This is a genomic window from Pseudomonas sp. B21-010, assembly GCF_024749325.1.
GTDB lineage: Bacteria > Pseudomonadota > Gammaproteobacteria > Pseudomonadales > Pseudomonadaceae > Aquipseudomonas > Aquipseudomonas kilonensis.
The window spans coordinates 5,981,224-6,000,252 of the sequence record NZ_CP087198.1 but is presented as its reverse complement, the minus strand read 5'-3'; the positions used below and the strand labels follow the sequence as shown (position 1 = coordinate 6,000,252).

Below are 19,029 nucleotides of genomic sequence, written 5' to 3'. Positions count from 1 at the left end.
TGCTCGCGATAGCGATGGCCCAGGCCATGCAGGATTGAAGGATTCACCCCGCTAATCGAGAACCCCATGCCCCAACCGCGTCCCTACAAAGTTGCACTCAACGGCTACGGCCGGATAGGTCGTTGCGTCTTGCGTGCGTTGTTCGAGCGAGGGGCCAAGGCCGGTTTCGAGATTGTGGCGATCAATGACCTGGCCGACATGGCCAGCATCGAATACCTGACACGCTTTGACTCCACCCACGGCCGGTTTCCCGGCGAAGTGCGGGTCGAGGGTGATTGTCTGCATATTAATGGCGACTGCGTGAAGGTCTTGCGCAGTGCCACCCCCGAAGGCATCGATTGGGCGTCCCTGGATGTCGATCTGGTGCTCGAGTGCTCCGGCGCCTACCACACCCGCGAAGACGGCCAGCGTTTTCTCGCTGCCGGCGCGCCACGGGTGTTGTTCTCCCAGCCGATGGCCAGTGAAGCGGACGTGGACGCCACCATCGTCTACGGCGTGAACCAGGATTGCCTGACCGGCGAAGAGCTGCTGGTGTCCAACGCGTCCTGCACCACCAACTGCGGCGTGCCGCTGTTGCGCCTGCTGGACCAGGCCATTGGCCTGGAATACGTGTCGATCACCACCATTCACTCGGCGATGAACGACCAGCCGGTGATCGACGCTTACCACCATGAGGACTTGCGCCGCACCCGTTCGGCGTTCCAATCGGTGATTCCGGTGTCCACTGGTCTGGCGCGCGGCATCGAACGGCTGTTGCCGGAACTTGCGGGGCGAATTCAGGCCAAAGCCGTGCGGGTGCCGACGGTCAACGTGTCCTGCCTCGACATTACGATGCAGACCGTGAGCGATACCGACGCCACCGAGGTCAACCGGATCCTGCGCGAAGCCGCCACCAGCGGTCCGCTCAAAGGCCTTCTGGCCTACACCGAGTTGCCTCATGCCAGTTGTGATTTTAACCATGACCCACATTCGGCCATCGTCGATGCCAGCCAGACCCGTGTTTCCGGGCCTCGGCTTGTGAACATCCTGGCCTGGTTCGACAACGAATGGGGGTTTGCCAACCGAATGCTGGACGTTGCCGAGCATTACCTGCAAACCGCTTCTAAAAAACCTGCTCTCTAAACAGTTACCCAGGAATTGCGACCCATGACCGTGTTGAAGATGTCCGACCTCGATCTGCAAGGTAAGCGCGTACTGATCCGCGAAGACCTCAACGTCCCCGTCAAGGACGGTGTTGTCACCAGCGACGCGCGCATCCTGGCCTCGCTGCCGACCATCAAGCTGGCCCTGGAAAAAGGCGCGGCCGTGATGGTCTGCTCCCACCTGGGCCGTCCGACCGAAGGCGAGTTCTCGGCGGAAAACAGCCTCAAGCCTGTGGCCGATTACCTGAGCCGTGCCCTGGGCCGTGAAGTGCCATTGGTCGCTGACTACCTGGGCGGCGTGGACGTGAAAGCCGGCGATGTCGTGCTGTTTGAAAACGTGCGCTTCAACAAGGGCGAGAAAAAGAACGCCGACGAACTGGCCCAGCAATACGCCGCCCTGTGCGACGTGTTCGTGATGGACGCGTTCGGCACCGCCCACCGTGCCGAGGGCTCGACCCACGGCGTGGCGAAGTTCGCCAAAGTCGCCGCCGCAGGCCCGTTGCTGGCTGCCGAGCTGGACGCACTGGGCAAGGCCCTGGGCTCCCCGGCCCAGCCGATGGCCGCCATCGTTGCCGGCTCCAAGGTCTCCACCAAGCTGGACGTGCTCAACAGCCTGAGCCAGGTCTGCAACCAGTTGATCGTCGGTGGCGGCATCGCCAACACCTTCCTCGCCGCTGCGGGTCACCCGGTCGGTAAATCCCTGTACGAACCGGACCTGCTGAACACCGCTCGGGAAATCGCCGCCAAGGTCAGCGTACCGTTGCCAGTGGACGTGGTCGTGGCCAAGGAGTTCGCAGAAAGCGCCACTGCCACCGTCAAGCTGGTCGATGACGTAGCCGAGGACGACATGATCCTCGACATCGGCCCGCAAACCGCAGCCAACTTCGCCGAACTGCTGAAATCTTCCAAGACCATCCTGTGGAACGGCCCGGTCGGCGTGTTCGAGTTCGACCAGTTCGGCAACGGCACCAAGGTGCTGGCCCAGGCCATTGCCGACAGCGCTGCGTTCTCCATCGCCGGTGGCGGCGACACCCTGGCGGCCATCGACAAATATGGCGTGGCCGAGCAGATCTCCTACATTTCTACTGGCGGTGGCGCATTCCTCGAGTTCGTCGAAGGCAAAGTGTTGCCAGCCGTGGAAGTCCTGGAAAGCCGGGCCAAGGCCTGAAGCTGCATTGACCAGGCAAAGGAGTGTTCTGATGGTCAAGACGATCCCGTTGCTGTTGGCGGCGACGATGCTGGTGGCCTGCTCAAGCGGCCCGCAGGCTCCGGCCTCGCAACCCGGCACGCCGGCGCCTGAAGACGGCTGTTACCAGGCCGACTGGCAGGCCGAGACCAACCCGGTGCTGAACAAGCGTTCCGGACCGGACGGCCTGGACAAATACGAGACGCAAACCCCGACCAAGGAACATGGTTGTCCTTGACGGGTCTGACTCTTAACTCATGGCTGGCGGCGTGTGCCGTCCGTCGAGGAACACGGATGAAAGGCTTGATCGCCGTCGTGGCGTTGGCATTGCTGGGCGGTTGTGCGCAGTTGGACTTTTTGCACACGTCCGAACCTGTTGAAGGTTGGACGACCTGGACCTGTGACAGCGAGGCCAAGGTGCTCTGGCGCTACACCGACACCGCCCACAAGGAAGTCGATGTACGCCTGGGCGGCGCCGATAAGGTTTATCGCCTCAAGCTTGAACCGGGTGCTGAAGGTTCACTGTACAGCGATGACATGCTGGCGTTTCACGTCAAGGGTGAGGAAGGCCTGGTTTATTGGGTCGCCACCAATGATTTGATTGGGCGCGGCTGCAAGGCCGAGTGACAAGATTGATCCACACGGATCCAGAGGCTGGAACAGAACCCATGTGGGAGCGAGCTTGCTCGCGATAGCGGTGTAGCAGGCGACAGTGATGTTGCATGTGCCGCCCTCATCGCGAGCAAGCTCGCTCCCACAGGGATTGCGTCAGTATCTGGGTTTAGCGATACCGAACACGCAGACCGGGACCGACCCCCGATCCGCAATGACTTGAATAGCCGCCGCCGCTCCGGCAGGCTGGCACGATTAACGACCCTCGACCGGGAGAGAGACACAATGGCACTTATCAGCATGCGTCAGATGCTGGACCACGCAGCCGAGTTCGGCTACGGCGTTCCAGCCTTTAACGTCAACAACCTTGAGCAGATGCGCGCCATCATGGAAGCCGCTGACAAGACTGACTCTCCGGTGATCGTCCAGGCTTCGGCCGGTGCCCGCAAATACGCTGGCGCGCCGTTCCTGCGTCACCTGATCCTGGCTGCGATCGAAGAATTCCCGCACATCCCGGTGTGCATGCACCAGGACCACGGCACCAGCCCGGACGTCTGCCAGCGTTCCATCCAGCTGGGCTTCAGCTCGGTGATGATGGACGGTTCCCTCGGCGAAGACGGCAAGACCCCGACCGACTACGAGTACAACGTACGCGTCACCCAGCAGACCGTCGCCATGGCCCACGCCTGCGGCGTGTCGGTGGAAGGCGAACTGGGTTGCCTGGGTTCGTTGGAAACCGGTATGGCCGGTGAAGAAGACGGCATCGGCGCCGAAGGCGTGCTGGACCACAGCCAGATGCTGACCGATCCGGAAGAAGCGGCGGACTTCGTCAAGAAGACCCAGGTCGACGCCCTGGCCATCGCCATCGGCACCAGCCACGGCGCCTACAAGTTCACCAAGCCGCCAACCGGCGATGTGCTGGCGATCGACCGCATCAAGGAAATCCACAAGCGCATCCCGAACACCCACCTGGTGATGCACGGTTCTTCCTCGGTTCCACAAGAGTGGCTGGCGATCATCAACCAGTACGGTGGCGACATCAAGGAAACCTACGGCGTGCCGGTTGAGGAAATCGTCGAAGGCATCAAGTACGGCGTGCGCAAGGTCAACATCGATACCGATCTGCGTCTGGCTTCTACTGGTGCCATGCGTCGTTTGATGGCGACCAACCCGAGCGAGTTTGATCCGCGTAAGTTCTTCGGTGCGACCGTGACGGCGATGCGTGATGTGTGTATTGCGCGTTATGAGGCGTTTGGTACTGCGGGTAATGCTTCCAAGATCAAGCCGATCTCTCTGGAGGCTATGTATCAGCGGTATCTGAAAGGTGAGTTGAACGCTAAGGTTAATTGATGTTTTAGCGTTGTGAGAAAACCCGCAGTGATGCGGGTTTTTTTATGGGTGGGGTTTGTGTGTGTATCCGTTTTTTGGGTGATGGCGGCTTATGGTTCCGCCCTTACGGCGGCTCACTTTTGAGAAGCGCAAAAGTAAGCAAAACGCTTTTGCCCCACCACTCGGTGCCTCGCTAGGGCTCGGCATGCCCTCACTCCGGCATTGCTCCGTGGGCCCGCCGCGAAGGGCCATCCATGGCCCAGCGCGGCTATCCCGGCATCCATGCCGGGATGCCCACTGCGCAATGCCTGCGTTCGGCCATCGTGGTTAACGGGGCGCCCGAGATCAACGTCCACGCCGAGGCGGCCTTATAGCCGACCTGGCTCTTGGTGAGACCGCGTTTCCCCTGTGGGAACAGGTATGTGTGGGAGCAAAGCTTGCTCGCGAAGGCGGTGGTTCAGTCGATGAAGATGTTGAATGTACCGACCGCCTCGCGAGCAAGCTTTGCTCCCACAGATCCTGCTCAAACAGAGCTGATGGGGGTACGACCGGGGGAGAGCCAGGTCGGCTGTCAGGCCGCCTCGCGAGCAAGCTTTGCTCCCACAGGTCCTGCTCAAGCAGAGCTGATGGGTGTACGACCGGGAGAGCCAGGTCGGCTACTAGGCCGCCTCGCGGTGGACGTTGATCTCGGCGCCCCGTTAACCACGCTGGCCGAACGCAGGCATTGCGTAGTGGGCACCTCGGCATGGATGCCGAGGTAGCCGCGCTGGGCCATGGATGGCCCTTCGCGGCGGGCCCACGGAGCGATGCCGGAGTGAGGGCACACCGAGCCTAGGCGAGGTGCCAAGTGGTGGGGCAGGAGCGCTTTGGTTACTTTCGCGCTTTTCGAAAGTGACCCGCTGTAAGAGCGGAACCATAAGTGGCCGTTACAAAAAAACGGATATACACACAGATCCTGATAGCGCTGTGTCAGCCGACATCCCTATCACTGACCCAGCGCTATCGCGAGCAAGCTCGCTCCCACAGGGGATCATCTCCCACTGGGAGGGCTTTATTGGTCTTCGAGCCCGCGTTGTTCAATGACACCAAACACATCGGTGACATCCTGAACCAGGATCCGGGCAACATTGGTGAGGGTGTTGAAATCGCTGGCGGCCGAATCGCGCAGGGTGGCGCAGGCCATGAGTGTCAGATAGTCGAGGGTGGCGTGTAGGCGTTCGCTGGCGCAGGCGTGAAGCTCTGTTAGCGGGACGGTTTTGTCAATGAACAGCACAGGTTGGGTGGTGGCGATTGGAGTGAGAGGGGTGAAGCGGCTAAGTGATTGAGTCGTCGTCATAAGGTTTGGGCTCTATTAATAAAAATCGATCGCCACCCTCTTGCTGCGAAACAAATGGGTGGCAGTTGCGCGCGGGTTCGCAGACCGAGATAGAGACCAAACCCGGCAGACCCGAAGGTCTCCCGCACGCAACCGCCATAAAATGAACGCAGGCGAGTTTGCCTGAATTTTCATTTGACGGTGCAAAGTCTCTGTTCTGTCAGTGGGCTGCGAAACCCCTGCCTACTGACCAAAGCCAGCAGACAAGCCGAACTATAGAGGAGATTTTCGAGACCAAAATCGACCTGTAGGACGCACCGCCCCCCTGTGGCGAGGGAGCTTGCTCCCGCTCGGGGGCGCAGCCGCCGTAAAGTCGGCACATGCGGTGGGTCTGACGAAAAGAGGGGCTGCTTCGCAGCCCAGCGGGAGCAAGCTCCCTCGCCACGGGGAGCAAAATCCTACGAGATTTTCGGAAGCACTTTTAAGTGTTGTGATCGATATCCAGCACGCTGAACTTCACTTTCCCGCCTTCACTGGTGTAGCCACTGTTGTCCTGCACGTACACCCCGGCCTTGAAGTACAACGGCTTGACCCGCCAAGTGGAGCTGATGGTGGTGTACCAGCTACGACCCGCCGCCGTAATGCCCAGGTCGCCGGTACGATCAAGGTGGATCCGGTAACTGAAGGACTGATTGAGTTTCACGCCGGTGGCGACGGTGATGACCCGGCCTTCGTCGTCATCGGGGCGCATGCGCACCTTGGCGACGATGTCCCCCGTGCTGGTGGCATCCTTGTATTGGTATTCCAGCTTCACCAAGGGCTTGCTGCTGTCCTTGGCATGGATCTGACCGATCACGATCTTGCCGCTACTGGGCACCTGGTTGACGACCAGGTTCGCACGCAATTGGTTGTCGGCGTCGGGGTACAGCCAGTTGCGCAAGGTGCCGTCTTTATAGGTCTCTCGCAATTCGCTGCGCGGGTAGATCGCGTTTTCAGTCTTGGTGCCGGTCACCGGCGACCAGAAATACACCGTGCTGCCTTCGGAGTTGAAATATTTGTCCTGGAACCCATCCACCAGTCGAGGGGTTTCGATGGTTTTCGGCGGGCTGCCTTCGGGGATGCTCAGGTTCCAGGTTGCAAGATCGACCATGTTCGGATCCTTTCTGAGAAGAAGAAATGATTTACGCCACAGCCGGAGGCTCTAAGACGCGCTTTTGCTGAGGCCATAAGGGGGGCGCGGACGAGTTTTTGGCGCGGTCGTCCGGCGGAGGGTTGGCGTCAGCAGACCGTCAGAGTGGTGTTTTCCGGTTTTGTGCCCGAGATAAACAACCATTGGTCGGCTGCCTGGTTTTTTCTCGGAACCATTGCGCGATGGCAATTTGGCAGCTTTGCCAGGTACAGGGCAAAAAAAGCACCCTGAACCGGATGCCTTCTAAGGAGGGGCGCCGATAGCAGCGTTCCGTGCTGCTGTTGCGGCTGAGCAGATTTTCGATCAAAGCGTCGTGTGTTTGATTTCCAGCGCGCTGAACGTCACTTTGCCGCCTTCGGTGGTGTAGCCGGTGTTGTCCTGCACGTACACGCCCGCTTTGAAATACAGCGGTTTGACCTTCCAGGTAGGGTCGACAGTGGTTCTCCAGTTGTAGCCCGCCGCACTGATGCCCAGTGCCCCCTTCGGGCTGAGGTGGATCATGTAGGTAAAGCTCTGGTTGAGCTTCACGCCGGTGGCGATGGTGATGACTTGACCGGTTTCGTCGTCGGGGCGCATGCGCACCTTGGCGACGATGTTGCCGGTGGAGCTATAGGTTTTGTACTGGTACTCCAGTTTCACCATCGGACTGGTGCTGTCTTTGGTGTGGATCTGACCGATCACGATCTTGCCGGAGCTGGGCACCTGATTGACGCTGATGGCGGCACGCAGGGTGTTGTCCGCCGCTGGGTACAACCAGTTGCGCAGGGTGCCGTCGCTGTAGGTTTCCCGCAGTTCGCTGCGTGGGTAGATCGCGTTTGCAGTCTTGGTGCCGGTCACCGGCGCCCAGAAGAGCAGCGTGCCGGTGTCGGAGTGGAAATATTCATCCTTGAACCCTTGGGCCAGTCGAGGCGTTTCGATGGTGATGGCGGGGCTGCCTTCGGGAATGCTCAAGTTCCAGGTGTTGAGATCGATCATGGTCGGATCCTGCGTAACGGGCGTAAAAGTGCTGAGTACCAAAGCGGGAGGCTCTACTCCGAGCATTTGGAGTGTGTTGATCACGCAGGAAGGGGTCTTTTTGAATAGCCATCCGGCGGATGTTTGACGTCAATTGTCCGTCGAACATGTCAATTGCAGCATTTATGCCTGGATGGATAACCGTTAGTCGGTAGTTTCGAGATCGCACTGAACTATGGCGTATCGATAGTGTCTGGCTTGGCTGGCAGCATTGCGTTGCTGCCCTGGCACCACGCAAAGCGCCTAGATGTGATCGATATCCAGCAGGCTGAACGTCACGGTCCCGCCTTCGGTGGGATAACCGGTGTTGTCCTGCACATACACGCCCGCCTTGAAGTACAGCGGCTTGTCGCTCCAGGTGGAGCTGATGGGGGAGCTCCACTGGTAACCCGCGCCATTGATGGTCAGGACGCCGGCGGGGCTGAGATGGATCAGGTAAGAGAAGGATTGATTCAGCTTGATGCCCGTGGCGATGGTAATGACCTGGCCTGCTTCGTCGTCCGGGCGCATGCGCACCTTGGCGACAATGTTGCCGGTGGGTAGGTCTTATATTGGTATTCCAGCTTCACCAGGGGGCTGGTGCTGTCCTTGGCATGGATCTGACCAATCACCACCTTGCCGGTGCTGGGCACCTGGCTGACGGCCAGGGTGGCAGCCAGCTTGTTGTCCGCGGCCGGGTACAGCCAATTGCGCAAGGTGCCGTTGCTGTAGGTTTCACGAAGTTCACTGCGCGGATAAATAGCATTGGTGGTCGTGGCGCCGGTTACCGGTGCCCAGAAAAAAACCGTGCCGGAATCGGAATGGAAATACTGGTCCTGGAATCCTTGCACGAGTTGAGAGGTTTCGATGGTGGCCGGAGGGCTGCCTTCGGGGATGCTCAGGTTCCAGGTTGAGAGATCGATCATGATGGGATCCTATGTCACTCGATGAAAAAGCCGCACACCACGAACCAAGGCTCTAGGCCGGTCTTTTCGGGCGTATGGGTAAGTGACGGAAGAAACTGCCTGGCAACTTTTCGGCGGGTGGTTGACGTCAATTGTCCGTCGAGGGTGTCATTGCAGTTTCTGTGCCCGAGGAGGGTGACCGTTAGTCGGCTATTTCGGGCTTTGTCTGGATGATGGCGCGTTGACACCTACTGCTTTTGACAATCCCGGTCTAGAGTGGGGGGACAGTATTTGTCCGCTTTGCTACGTAAAAACGGACGTGGCGCCCGATAAGAGAAGCAGCATGGAATGCGCGCAACCACCGCTCGGCGAAGACAGCTCTGTCCTTTTGATTGTTGATGACTACCCTGAAAACCTGCTCAGCATGCGAGCCTTGTTGCAGCGTCAGGATTGGCGAGTCATGACCGCGTCCTCGGGGGTCGAGGCGCTTAACCTGCTGCTCGAACACGATATCGACCTGGTTCTGCTGGATGTGCAGATGCCTGACATGGACGGTTTCGAAGTGGCGCGCCTGATGCGCGGCAGCCAGCGCACGCGGCTCACGCCGATCATTTTCCTGACGGCCAACGAGCAATCCCAGGATGCGGTGATCAAGGGCTATGCCAGTGGCGCCGTGGATTACCTGTTCAAGCCCTTCGATCCGCAAATCCTCAAGCCCAAGGTCCAGGCGTTGCTCGAGCACCAGCGCAATCGCCGGGCCTTGCAGCGCCTGAGCCAGGATCTCGAAGCGGCCAGGGCCTTTAATGCCTCGGTGCTGGACAACGCCGCCGAAGGCATCCTGGTGGTGGATGAGAATGGCTGTATCCGCTTCGCCAACCCTTCTACCTGCCGCTTGCTCAATGCCACCGCCGAGCAATTGCAGGGCATGCCATTCCTGGACTTCCTGCAGAAACCGCACATTCCCGAGTGGCTCGATTCCGATATCCACAACGCCTATCGTCGCGGTGAAACCTGGCGATTGCATGACGCGGTCCTGCGCACGGCGCCCGGCCAGCAGGTGTCGGTGGCCTTGTCCTGTGCGCCGTTGCCGTCGGAGCAGAAGGCGATGGTGGTGACGCTCCAGGACATGTCCGTGGTTCGCCACTTGCACCAACAACTCGAATACCAGGCCGTCACGGACCCGCTGACCGGTTTGCTCAACCGTCGGGGGTTCTACCAGACCGCCGAAAACCTGTTGATGCGCAGCGAGCGCCAGGAAAGCAACTGGGTGTTGCTGTACCTGGACCTCGATGGTTTCAAGCGGGTCAATGACTCGCTGGGGCACGATGCCGGGGACCGGGTATTGCGCTGGGTGTCGGAACAGTTGAAGGCCTGCCTGCGCCCATTCGATATCCTGGCGCGCCTGGGCGGGGACGAGTTCACGGCGCTGCTGGACCTGGAGTTCCCCGAGCAGGCGGCCAAGATCGCCGAGAAACTTATCGAGCGCGTCGCCATCTGCCAGCAGATCGAAGGCATGGACGTGGCCCTTGGGGCCAGCATCGGCATCGCGACGTACCCCGACTGCGGCGCCAATCTCGATGGTTTGCTGCGGGCGTCCGACATCGCCATGTACGAAGCCAAGCGTGCCGGCCGCCAGCAATACCGTTTTTACGATCATGAAATGAACGGTCGAGCCCGTTCACGGCTGATGCTGGAAGAGAGCGTGCGCTCGGCCATCGAGAACCGCGATTTCAATATGGTCTACCAGCCGCAGGTGAGCATCGTCGACGGGCGGATCCGCGGGTTCGAAGCGCTGTTGCGCTGGCAGCACCCCAGCGTCGGTGATGTTCCGCCGGGCCTGTTCCTGCCCTTGCTGGAAGAGGCGCGGTTGATCAGTCGCCTGGGCAGCTGGATTTATCATCGCAGCGCCGCCCAGCGCAAAGTCTGGGAGCGCTTGTTCGCTGACGACCTGGTGTTGGGGGTAAGCCTGAGCAGTACCCAGTTCGGCATGCCCAACCTGGTGACCGAGTTGCGCCAGGTCCTGGAGCGTCATGCCTTGAAGCCCCGGCAACTGGAGGTCGAGGTGACTGAGGATGCGCTGATGCGCAACCCCGATGAAACCCAAAAGCAATTGCGACTGCTGCGTCACCTCGGGGTGCGGGTTGCATTGGATGACTTTGGTTCGGGGCCCTGTTCACTGGCGCATCTGCGCGACCTTGAGCTCGATACCCTCAAGCTCGATCGGCATTTGATCGCCCGCATACCAGGATCGCCCCGGGATGCCGCGTTGGCCGCCTCGGTGATCGACCTGTGTACGCAACTGGGCTTGCGGGTGATTGCCGAAGGGGTGGAAACCCGCGAGCAATATGAGTGGCTGCAGGCCCATGGCTGTGAGTACGTGCAGGGGTTCCTCGTGGCGCGGCCCTTGATGGCCGAAGACACCAATGCCTTCGCCACGCCGTTCGACTGGAGCGCGGTGCAGGCTTGAATTCGCTACACTGGCGGCCTCTTGTGACTGTGTTGCCCCTTGATGACCGCGCTCAAATACCTCCAGGCCTATCCCGCCGCCCTGCAAGCCCAAGTGCAGCAATTGATTGCCCAGGACCGACTGGGCGATTACCTGCAGCAGCGCTACCCGGGCCGACATCCGATCCAGAGCGACAAAGCCCTGTACGGTTATGCGCTGGACCTCAAGCAGCAATACCTGCGTAACGCGCCAGCCATCGACAAGGTGTTGTTCGACAGTCGCCTGGACCTGACCCACCGCGCCCTCGGCCTGCATACCGCGGTGTCGCGGGTGCAGGGTGGCAAGCTCAAGGCCAAGAAAGAAATCCGCATCGCTGCGTTGTTCAAGGACGCGGCGCCCGAGTTCCTGAACATGATCGTGGTGCACGAGCTGGCGCACTTCAAGGAGTCGGACCACAACAAGGCCTTCTACCAACTCTGCGAGCACATGCTGCCGGGGTATCACCAGTTGGAATTCGACCTGCGGGTGTACCTGACCTGGCGGGATCTGCAACCCCACAAGGAATGACCGAATGGATGTCAGCAAGACCAAGACCAGCTTCTACCGTCGCTTGTACGTGGCTTACCTGATCGACAGCGGTATCGCCAGCAACGTCCCGGCCCTCACCGAAACCACCGGCATGCCCCGGCGCACCGCCCAGGACACCATTGCCGCGCTGGCTGACCTGGATATCGTTTGTGAGTTCGAGCAAGAGGACGGCGCACGCAACCATGCCGGGCGTTATCGGATTCGCGATTGGGGGGCGATCGATCGGGGGTGGATCGAGGGGAATTTGCCGCAGATCAAGGCGGTGCTTGAGTATCCCTGAGTATTGGCTTTGCCTGGGCTGGCCCCATCGCGAGCAAGCTCGCTCCCACATTTGATCGTTGTTCACTGAAGATCCCTGTGGGAGCGAGCTTGCTCGCGATGGCGTCCTCAGGGCCGATGCATGCCAATGTGCGGAATCCCATCTTCCAGATATTCCACACCCACCACTTCAAACCCGTACCGCCCGTAATACCCCTGCAAATGCGCCTGGGCCGACAATGAGATCGACGTACCGGGCCAATATTTCTCGGCCTGCTTGAGCGCCTGTTCCATCAACGTGTGACCCAGCCCCTGGCCGCGTGCGTGGGGCGCGATGATCACGCGCCCGATCACCACGTCACTGTTTTGCGAGTGCGGGTCGAGCAGGCGCAGGTAGGCCACCAGGTGGTTGTCCTGCCAGGCCATCAAATGGCACGTGTCGCCTTCAAGGTCCAGGCCGTCAACATCCGGGTAGGCGCAGTTCTGCTCGACAACGAACACTTCGGCACGCAATTTGAGGATGGCATACAGCTGTTCCTTGCTCAGGTCACTGTGATGTTTACAGACCCACTCGATGTCCATTTTTTGAATTTCCTGAAGAACCTGATGCCGATATTAAGCGTGCTTGGCCCGGAAGTCTTTTTCTCGGTCGGCTGGAAAATCTGCGATAAAGGCCAAAACGCCATCATTCCTCTGTCGCGGCGTTGTCGTCTTTGTGTAATCTTCGTGACAGCGCTGCGCAGCGGTTCCAATGAGCTAATGTTAGAACCGGGTGTCTGAGGATGCCTGTTGAGTGTCGGCTAAAAACAAACCGGGCTTTGAACCCGTCAAGGACGTTTGGCATGCCGCGATTGCATCGAGCTCTTGCATTGATCGGGTTGCTGTTACTGAGCTATGAGGCCTGTGCGCAAAAGCTGCGTCTGGTCGCCGATGGCTGGCCGCCCTTTACCGATTCCACCTTGATCAATGGTGGCCTGGCGACCGATATCGTCAGCACGGCCCTGGCGCGGGCCGGCTATGCCACGGACTTCGAACAGGTGCCCTGGGCCCGGGCGATGCTGGGCATCGGCGAGGGCCGCTATGACGTGCTGGTCAACACCTGGTACAGCGAGGAGCGCACTCACATCGGCCAGTTCTCGGCCGAGTATCTGCTCAACCGTGTGCGTTTCATCAAGCGCAAGGACGAAGAGATCCAGTTTGACAACCTGCAACAGCTGCGTGCCTATCCCATCGCCGTGGTTCGCGGCTACGCCTACTCCAAGGACTTCGACGAAGACCTGCAAATGCAGAAAGTCCCTGTGCATAACTTTGCGATGGCGGTGCGCATGCTGGCTGCCGATCGTGTGAAGTTGACCCTGGAAGACGAGTACGTCGCCCGCTATTACCTGGCCCGCGAATCCGCCAAGGTGCGTAACGCCGTGGAGTTTTTGCCCAAGGCATTGAGTGAAAACAGCTTGCACATCCTGGTCAGCTTGAAGAACCCGGAGCATGAGCAGATCGTGGCGGGGTTTGACCGGGAGATCGCGGCGATGAAGGCGGATGGGAGTTATGCGCGGTTATTGAAGGCCCACGGGATGTAGGGGGCCTGGGCCGGCCTCATCGCGAGCAAGCTCGCTCCCACATTGGACCTGCTGTAACCACAAAGTCTGTGTACACAAGAAACCCCCTGTGGGAGCGAGCTTGCTCGCGATGGCGATGGTGTAAACACCACAACCCTCAAGCCTCGCCAGTGTCCTTGATCAGATGTGCTGCCAAGGTCCGCAACGGACCGAGCTGACGGCAGATCAACCCCAGCTGTGTCTGCACCAACCGCTGTCCTTCGTCAATTTCATCGGGCATCTGCTCAAGCTCGTTGGCCAGGGCTTCCTCCTCGTCGCTTTGGAGCACAATCGGCGTTTTACTCGCCAGGCCCTGGGCGATCTCGTCGATGCTCGCCGCCAGCTTCACTCCCGCGCCATCGATCAGTTGCTCGCGTACCTGCGCCGGCAGTTCGGTGCCGCGGTGGGCGCCCAGGCCCGACAGGTAGCTGAGCAGGGTGTGGGACAACACCAGGAAGCGGAACCCCACATCGGCTTCCTTACGGAAATGCCCCGGCTCCATCAGCATGTTGGCCAGGGTGGTGGACAACGCGGCATCGGCGTTGTGGGCGTTGCGTCGGGCCAGGCGATAGGCCAGGTCGTCGCTTTTGCCGGCGGCGTACTGCTGCATGATCTGGCGCAGGTAGATGCTGTTGCAGGTCAGCGTATTGGCCAGCACTTTATTCAGCCGACGGCCCTGCCAGTCGGGCAGGAACAGGAAGACCGCCAGCCCGGCAATCAGGCTGCCGAGCAAGGTATCGAACAGCCGCGGCAACAGCAGCCCGTAGCCGTCGCCCACCTGGTTGAAGCAGAACAGCACCATGATGGTGATCGCCGCTGTCGCCAGGGTGTAGCGGGTCGTGCGGTTGGTAAAGAACACTACCCCGGCGGCAATGGCGAAGCTCGATTGCACCAGCGGATTGGGAAACAGATCGAACAGCGCCCAGGCCACCGTCAGGCCGATGGCGGTGCCGATGATCCGCTGGCCGAGCTTGCGCCGGGTGGCGCCGTAGTTGGGCTGGCACACGAACAGTGTGGTGAGGATGATCCAATAGCCCTGGGACGGGTGGATCAGGTGCACCATGGCGTAGCCCACGGCCAGGGCCAAGGGCAAGCGCAGGGCATGCCGGAACAGCAGCGAAGTGGGCGTGAGCTGGGTGCGCAAGCGCAGCCAGACATCCTTGAGGTTGCGCGGCGAGCGGTCGAGCAGGCTGCTGTCGGTGGCGTCGGCCAGGGTGTCGGGGTTGCTCGCGTCGCTGAGCAGGCGGTCCATGGTGGCAAGGTTCACCGACAGTGCCCGCAACGAACGCAGCAAGCCACGCCAGGCCGGGTTGCTCTGGATGCGCAGGTGTTCGAGGGACGCGTGCAGGTCGTCGAGGGCCTCGGCAAAGGTGTGGTCGTAGACGAACGGCTGGCGCAGTTGGATCGACTCGGCCAGTGCCTGGCAGGCCTTGCCTTGCTGGCGCAGCAGGCGCTGGCAGCGGAACAGCACATCGCTGTGAAAGAAGGCCTCGGCCAGGGCATTGTAGGGATAGTGAGATGAGCTGGCGCGTTCGTGGATGTCCTGGGCCAGGAAGTACAGTTTCAGGTAGCGGCTGACTTTCGAGCCGGGGCGGCCATTGCCCACGCGGTGCAGGATGATTTCCTTGGCGCTGTTGAGCGCAGCGACCACCCGGCCATTTTGCTGGGCCAGTTCCAGGCGGCGGGCTTCGACGTCCAGTTGGCGGATCGGCTCCAGGAGCGACGATTTGAGTTTCAGGTAGCGCCCCAGCTCGCGAAACAGCCGCGCCAGGCTTTGTTGCACCGGTTGGTTGGAAAACAACGCCTGCCACAACACCGACAGCAAGCCGTACCACGCGGCACCGGCGACCAGCAGCAGGGGTTCATGCCAGAAATCGTTGACGGCGCCGCCGCGCTGGTCCACGCCGATCATGGTGTAGACCGACAGAATCAGCGTGGCCGAGGCGATGGCGCCATAGCGCTCACCCAGGGCGCCAAGCATGGTCAGGCCAAAGGCCGCCAGGGCCAGGGCGATGATGAACAGGACGGGGTAGGGGAACAATAATTCCACCGACAGCGCCGCGACGGTGAAACACACCAGGGTCACGGCCAGCGCGTTGAGGCGGCCCTGCCAACTGTCGTCCGTCTCGGCCAGGGCGCTGGCGATGATGCCCAGGAACAAGGGAATCAGCAGCACCATTTCGTCCAGGTACCAGCACAGCCCCATGCTGCCGGTGAGGGCGATGAAGACCCGCACGCTATAACTGAACTTATCCAACGCCCAAAGGCGACGCAAAGACTGGCTAAACGAATTCGCTGACATGAAGTGCACAGGCCTGACGGGCAATGACGCTAAATTGAGGCAGTAATGACGCCGACGCAATGGCGGCGATCACATCTGACAGCAAAAAGTGTTCCGGCGTATACCGCTGAACCCCTGTGGGAGCGAGCTTGCTCGCGATGGCTGTAGGAGCTGTCGAGCGGAGCGAGGCTGCGATCTTTCCCCTGACGCTTGAATCCCAAGCGAAAGATCAAAAGATCGCAGCCTTCGGCAGCTCCTACAGAGCGAGCGGGAGCAAGCTCCCTCGCCACAAAAGCAGGTACAACATGGGGCGGGGTCAGACGTACTGCGCCGCCGCATACCCCGACGCCCACGCCCACTGGAAGTTGAACCCGCCCAGGTGCCCGGTGACGTCGAGCACTTCGCCGATGAAATACAGGCCAGGGCTTTTCAGCGATTCCATGGTCTTGGACGAGACTTCCCGGGTATCGACGCCGCCCAGGGTGACTTCGGCGGTGCGGTAGCCTTCGGTGCCGGCGGGGACGACGTTCCAGCTCGCCAGTTTCTCGGCGATGTCTGCCAGCTCCGCGTGGGTGTACTGCTTCATGGGTTTGGAGACGAACCAGGTGTCGGCCAGCAGGTTGGCCATTTTCTTGGTGAACAACTCGCCCAGCAACGTCTTGAGCTCGCTATTGGGGCGTTCGGCCTGTTGCTGTTGCAGCCATTGCGGCACGTCGTGGTCGGGCAACAGGTTGATCTGCACCGTGTCCCCCGATTCCCAGAACGAGGAAATCTGCAGGATCGCCGGACCGCTCAGGCCGCGGTGGGTGAACAGGATGTTCTCGCGAAAGCTCTGCTCGTTGCAGCTCACCAGGCAATCGACCGAGGTGCCCGAGAGTTCGGTGCAGAGGGTCTTGAGCTGGTCGGTGATGGTGAACGGCACCAGGCCGGCGCGGGTCGGCAGCAGTTCATGGCCAAACTGTTTTGCCACCTGATAACCGAAGCCGGTCGCCCCCAGGGTCGGGATCGACAGCCCGCCCGTGGCGATCACCAGGGACTGGCAGGCGATGGCGCCGAGGGTGGTTTGCAGCAGGTAGCCGCCGTCGGCTTTTTCGATCTGCGTAATCGAGGTGTCCAGGTGCAGGCTGACGCCGGCCTGGTCGCATTCATCCAAGAGCAGGCCGAGGATGTCGCTGGATTTGTTATCGCAGAACAACTGGCCGAGCTTTTTCTCGTGATAGGGCACGCCGTGCTTGGCCACCAGGGCAATGAAGTCCCATTGGGTGTAGCGGGCCAGGGCCGATTTGCAGAAGTGCGGGTTCTGCGAGAGGAAATTGCCTGGCTCGGTGTACATGTTGGTGAAATTGCAGCGCCCACCGCCCGACATGAGGATTTTCTTGCCGGCCTTGTTGGCGTGGTCCAGCAACATCACCTGCCGCCCGCGCGCGGCCGCGGTCAGCGCGCACATCAACCCCGCGGCGCCAGCGCCAATGATCACGACTTCGGTAGAGCGCAAAACGGTGTCCTCTCAGCTTTCCCACATAACTGAATGTGGGAGCGAGCTGTGTGGGAGCAAAGCTTGCTCGCGATCCAGGCGCTGCGGTCCTCAAGAGACCGCGGCGTTTTCATCGCGGGCAAGCCTTGCTCCCACACAGCTCGCTCCCACAGTTTGATCTCTGTTCGTCAGGCGATCGGTTACAGGATCCGCACCCGCAACGAGCGGCCCTTGATCTTGCCATCGTTCAGGCGTTGCAGGGCCTGTTTGGCGATGCCGCGTTCCACGGCCACGTAGGCCTGGAAATCGAAGATCGCGATTTTGCCGACCTGGGCGCCAGGGATGCCGGCCTCGCCGGTCAGGGCGCCGAGGATGTCACCGGGGCGGACCTTGTCCTTGCGCCCGGCACCGATGCACAGGGTGCTCATGGCCGGCAACAGCGGGCCGCCGCCTTGGGACTTGAGGTTGTCCAGTTGGTCCCAGCTCAGCGGCGACTTCTGCAGTTGCTCGATGGCTTGGGCGCGGTGGGCTTCGGATGGCGCCACCAGGCTGATGGCGATGCCTTTCTCACCGGCGCGGCCAGTGCGGCCGACGCGGTGGATGTGGATTTCCGAGTCCCGGGCCAGTTCGACGTTGATCACCATGTCCAGAGCATCGATGTCCAGGCCGCGGGCCGCCACGTCGGTGGCGACCAGCACCGAGGTGCTGCGGTTGGCGAACATGGCCAGTACCTGGTCGCGGTCGCGCTGTTCCAGGTCGCCGTGCAGGCCGACGGCCGAGATGCCCTTGGACGTCAGGTGATCGACGGTTTCCTGGACCTGCTGCTTGGTGAAGCAGAACGCCACGCAGGAGGCTGGGCGGAAATGCGCGAGGACCTTGACCACTGCGTCCATGCGCTCCTCGGGGGAGATCTCGTAGAAGCGCTGCTCAATCTGCGCGTCGGAGTGGAACGCCTCGGCCTTCACTTGCTGCGGGTTACGCATGAACTTGGACGACAGTTGCTTGATGCCCACCGGGTAGGTGGCGGAGAACAGCAGCGTCTGGCGGCGTTCCGGGGTCTGCTGGATGATGTCTTCGATGGCGTCGTAGAAACCCATGTCGAGCATGCGGTCGGCTTCGTCGAGGATCAGCGTGTTGAGGCCGTCCAGGATCAGCGAGCCCTTGCGCAGGTGCTGCTGGATGCGTCCAGGAGTGCCGACGATGATGTGGGCGCCGTGTTCCAGGGAGGCGATCTGCGGGCCGAAGGATACGCCGCCGCACAGGGTCAGGACCTTGATGTTGTCTTCGGCGCGGGCCAGGCGACGGATTTCCTTGGCAACCTGGTCGGCCAGCTCACGGGTCGGGCACATCACCAGAGCCTGGCAGCCGAAGAAGCGCGGGTTGATCGGGTTCAGCAGGCCGATGCCGAAAGCGGCGGTCTTGCCGCTGCCGGTCTTGGCCTGGGCGATCAGGTCCATGCCCTTGAGGATCACCGGCAAGCTTTGCGCCTGGATCGGCGTCATCTGGGCATAACCGAGTGATTCGAGGTTAGCCAGCATGGCGGCGGACAGCGGCAAAGTATTAAAAGCGGTGGCAATGGTGGTCACGGGACTGGCCTGCAAAACAAAATGTCGCGCAGTGTAGCAGCCTCGTGCCACTTTCTTCGAAAGTTCTGGACGAGCTGTGGCGCAGTTCTGAAGTGGGCGAATTCCCTGTGGCGAGGGAGCTTGCTCC

16 protein-coding genes and 1 pseudogene are annotated in these 19,029 nt (G+C 60.8%); 9 read left to right on the top strand and 8 right to left on the bottom strand.

Annotated elements, in window-relative coordinates:
* The first annotated feature begins 66 nt into the window (after positions 1 to 66).
* The 5 genes from epd to fba all read left to right on the top strand — a co-directional run bounded on the left by epd (position 67) and on the right by fba (position 4,290).
* Positions 67 to 1,122, top strand: a complete 1,056-nt coding sequence (gene epd / locus LOY50_RS26790; protein WP_014340625.1) for an erythrose-4-phosphate dehydrogenase — start codon at positions 67 to 69, stop codon at positions 1,120 to 1,122.
* Between the two features lie 24 nt (positions 1,123 to 1,146).
* Positions 1,147 to 2,310, top strand: coding sequence for a phosphoglycerate kinase (locus LOY50_RS26785; protein WP_258689593.1), 1,164 nt, complete (start codon positions 1,147 to 1,149; stop codon positions 2,308 to 2,310).
* Positions 2,311 to 2,341: 31 nt separating this feature from the next.
* On the top strand, positions 2,342 to 2,566 hold the full coding sequence (locus LOY50_RS26780) for a hypothetical protein (RefSeq protein ID WP_214509942.1): 225 nt from the start codon (positions 2,342 to 2,344) through the stop codon (positions 2,564 to 2,566).
* A 56-nt stretch (positions 2,567 to 2,622) separates the two neighbouring features.
* Positions 2,623 to 2,955, top strand: coding sequence for an MliC family protein (locus LOY50_RS26775; RefSeq protein ID WP_003206388.1), 333 nt, complete (start codon positions 2,623 to 2,625; stop codon positions 2,953 to 2,955).
* Between the two features lie 270 nt (positions 2,956 to 3,225).
* Entirely contained in the window at positions 3,226 to 4,290 is a 1,065-nt protein-coding gene (gene fba / locus LOY50_RS26770; protein ID WP_003177554.1) for a class II fructose-bisphosphate aldolase, read from the top strand.
* Positions 4,291 to 5,320: 1,030 nt separating this feature from the next.
* Here the strand turns inward: fba and LOY50_RS26765 are convergent.
* From LOY50_RS26765 to LOY50_RS26750, 4 genes and pseudogenes are all read right to left on the bottom strand, one after another.
* The gene (locus LOY50_RS26765) at positions 5,321 to 5,605 is read right to left on the bottom strand and encodes a fructose-bisphosphate aldolase (protein WP_258689592.1); all 285 of its coding nucleotides are present in this window, start codon (positions 5,603 to 5,605) and stop codon (positions 5,321 to 5,323) included.
* 460 nt (positions 5,606 to 6,065) lie between these two features.
* Positions 6,066 to 6,734: a polysaccharide lyase family 7 protein gene (locus LOY50_RS26760; protein WP_258689591.1), complete on the bottom strand. Its 669-nt coding sequence runs from the start codon at positions 6,732 to 6,734 to the stop codon at positions 6,066 to 6,068.
* A 342-nt stretch (positions 6,735 to 7,076) separates the two neighbouring features.
* Positions 7,077 to 7,748: a polysaccharide lyase family 7 protein gene (locus LOY50_RS26755; protein ID WP_253470105.1), complete on the bottom strand. Its 672-nt coding sequence runs from the start codon at positions 7,746 to 7,748 to the stop codon at positions 7,077 to 7,079.
* 282 nt (positions 7,749 to 8,030) lie between these two features.
* A pseudogene (locus LOY50_RS26750) lies at positions 8,031 to 8,692 on the bottom strand (polysaccharide lyase family 7 protein).
* 322 nt (positions 8,693 to 9,014) lie between these two features.
* On the opposite strand from LOY50_RS26750, the gene LOY50_RS26745 reads away from it, so the two are divergent.
* The 3 genes from LOY50_RS26745 to LOY50_RS26735 are packed head-to-tail and all read left to right on the top strand — an operon-like array spanning position 9,015 to position 11,985.
* A complete protein-coding gene (locus tag LOY50_RS26745; protein WP_253470101.1) occupies positions 9,015 to 11,138 on the top strand; it encodes a bifunctional diguanylate cyclase/phosphodiesterase in 2,124 nt (707 codons plus the stop codon).
* A 42-nt stretch (positions 11,139 to 11,180) separates the two neighbouring features.
* A complete protein-coding gene (locus LOY50_RS26740) occupies positions 11,181 to 11,684 on the top strand; it encodes a M48 family metallopeptidase (protein ID WP_024619094.1) in 504 nt (167 codons plus the stop codon).
* 4 nt (positions 11,685 to 11,688) lie between these two features.
* On the top strand, positions 11,689 to 11,985 hold the full coding sequence (locus tag LOY50_RS26735; RefSeq protein ID WP_258689590.1) for a winged helix-turn-helix domain-containing protein: 297 nt from the start codon (positions 11,689 to 11,691) through the stop codon (positions 11,983 to 11,985).
* A gap of 107 nt (positions 11,986 to 12,092) precedes the next feature.
* Here LOY50_RS26735 and LOY50_RS26730 read toward each other — a convergent pair whose 3' ends face one another.
* On the bottom strand, positions 12,093 to 12,545 hold the full coding sequence (locus LOY50_RS26730) for a GNAT family N-acetyltransferase (RefSeq protein WP_253470097.1): 453 nt from the start codon (positions 12,543 to 12,545) through the stop codon (positions 12,093 to 12,095).
* A gap of 260 nt (positions 12,546 to 12,805) precedes the next feature.
* Between LOY50_RS26730 and LOY50_RS26725 the strand changes: the two genes are divergently transcribed.
* Complete coding sequence (locus LOY50_RS26725; RefSeq protein ID WP_253470094.1) at positions 12,806 to 13,543, top strand: ABC transporter substrate-binding protein; 738 nt, start codon at positions 12,806 to 12,808, stop codon at positions 13,541 to 13,543.
* Between the two features lie 136 nt (positions 13,544 to 13,679).
* Here the strand turns inward: LOY50_RS26725 and yccS are convergent, their stop codons facing one another.
* The 3 genes from yccS to dbpA all read right to left on the bottom strand — a co-directional run bounded on the left by yccS (position 13,680) and on the right by dbpA (position 18,854).
* Complete coding sequence (gene yccS / locus LOY50_RS26720; protein ID WP_253470092.1) at positions 13,680 to 15,863, bottom strand: YccS family putative transporter; 2,184 nt, start codon at positions 15,861 to 15,863, stop codon at positions 13,680 to 13,682.
* 295 nt (positions 15,864 to 16,158) lie between these two features.
* Positions 16,159 to 17,337 carry an NAD(P)/FAD-dependent oxidoreductase gene (locus LOY50_RS26715; RefSeq protein WP_253470088.1) on the bottom strand — a complete coding sequence of 393 codons (1,179 nt, stop codon included), beginning with the start codon at positions 17,335 to 17,337 and terminating at the stop codon, positions 16,159 to 16,161.
* A 179-nt stretch (positions 17,338 to 17,516) separates the two neighbouring features.
* Positions 17,517 to 18,854, bottom strand: a complete 1,338-nt coding sequence (dbpA, locus tag LOY50_RS26710) for an ATP-dependent RNA helicase DbpA (RefSeq protein ID WP_253478327.1) — start codon at positions 18,852 to 18,854, stop codon at positions 17,517 to 17,519.
* Between the last annotated feature and the right edge of the window lie 175 nt (positions 18,855 to 19,029).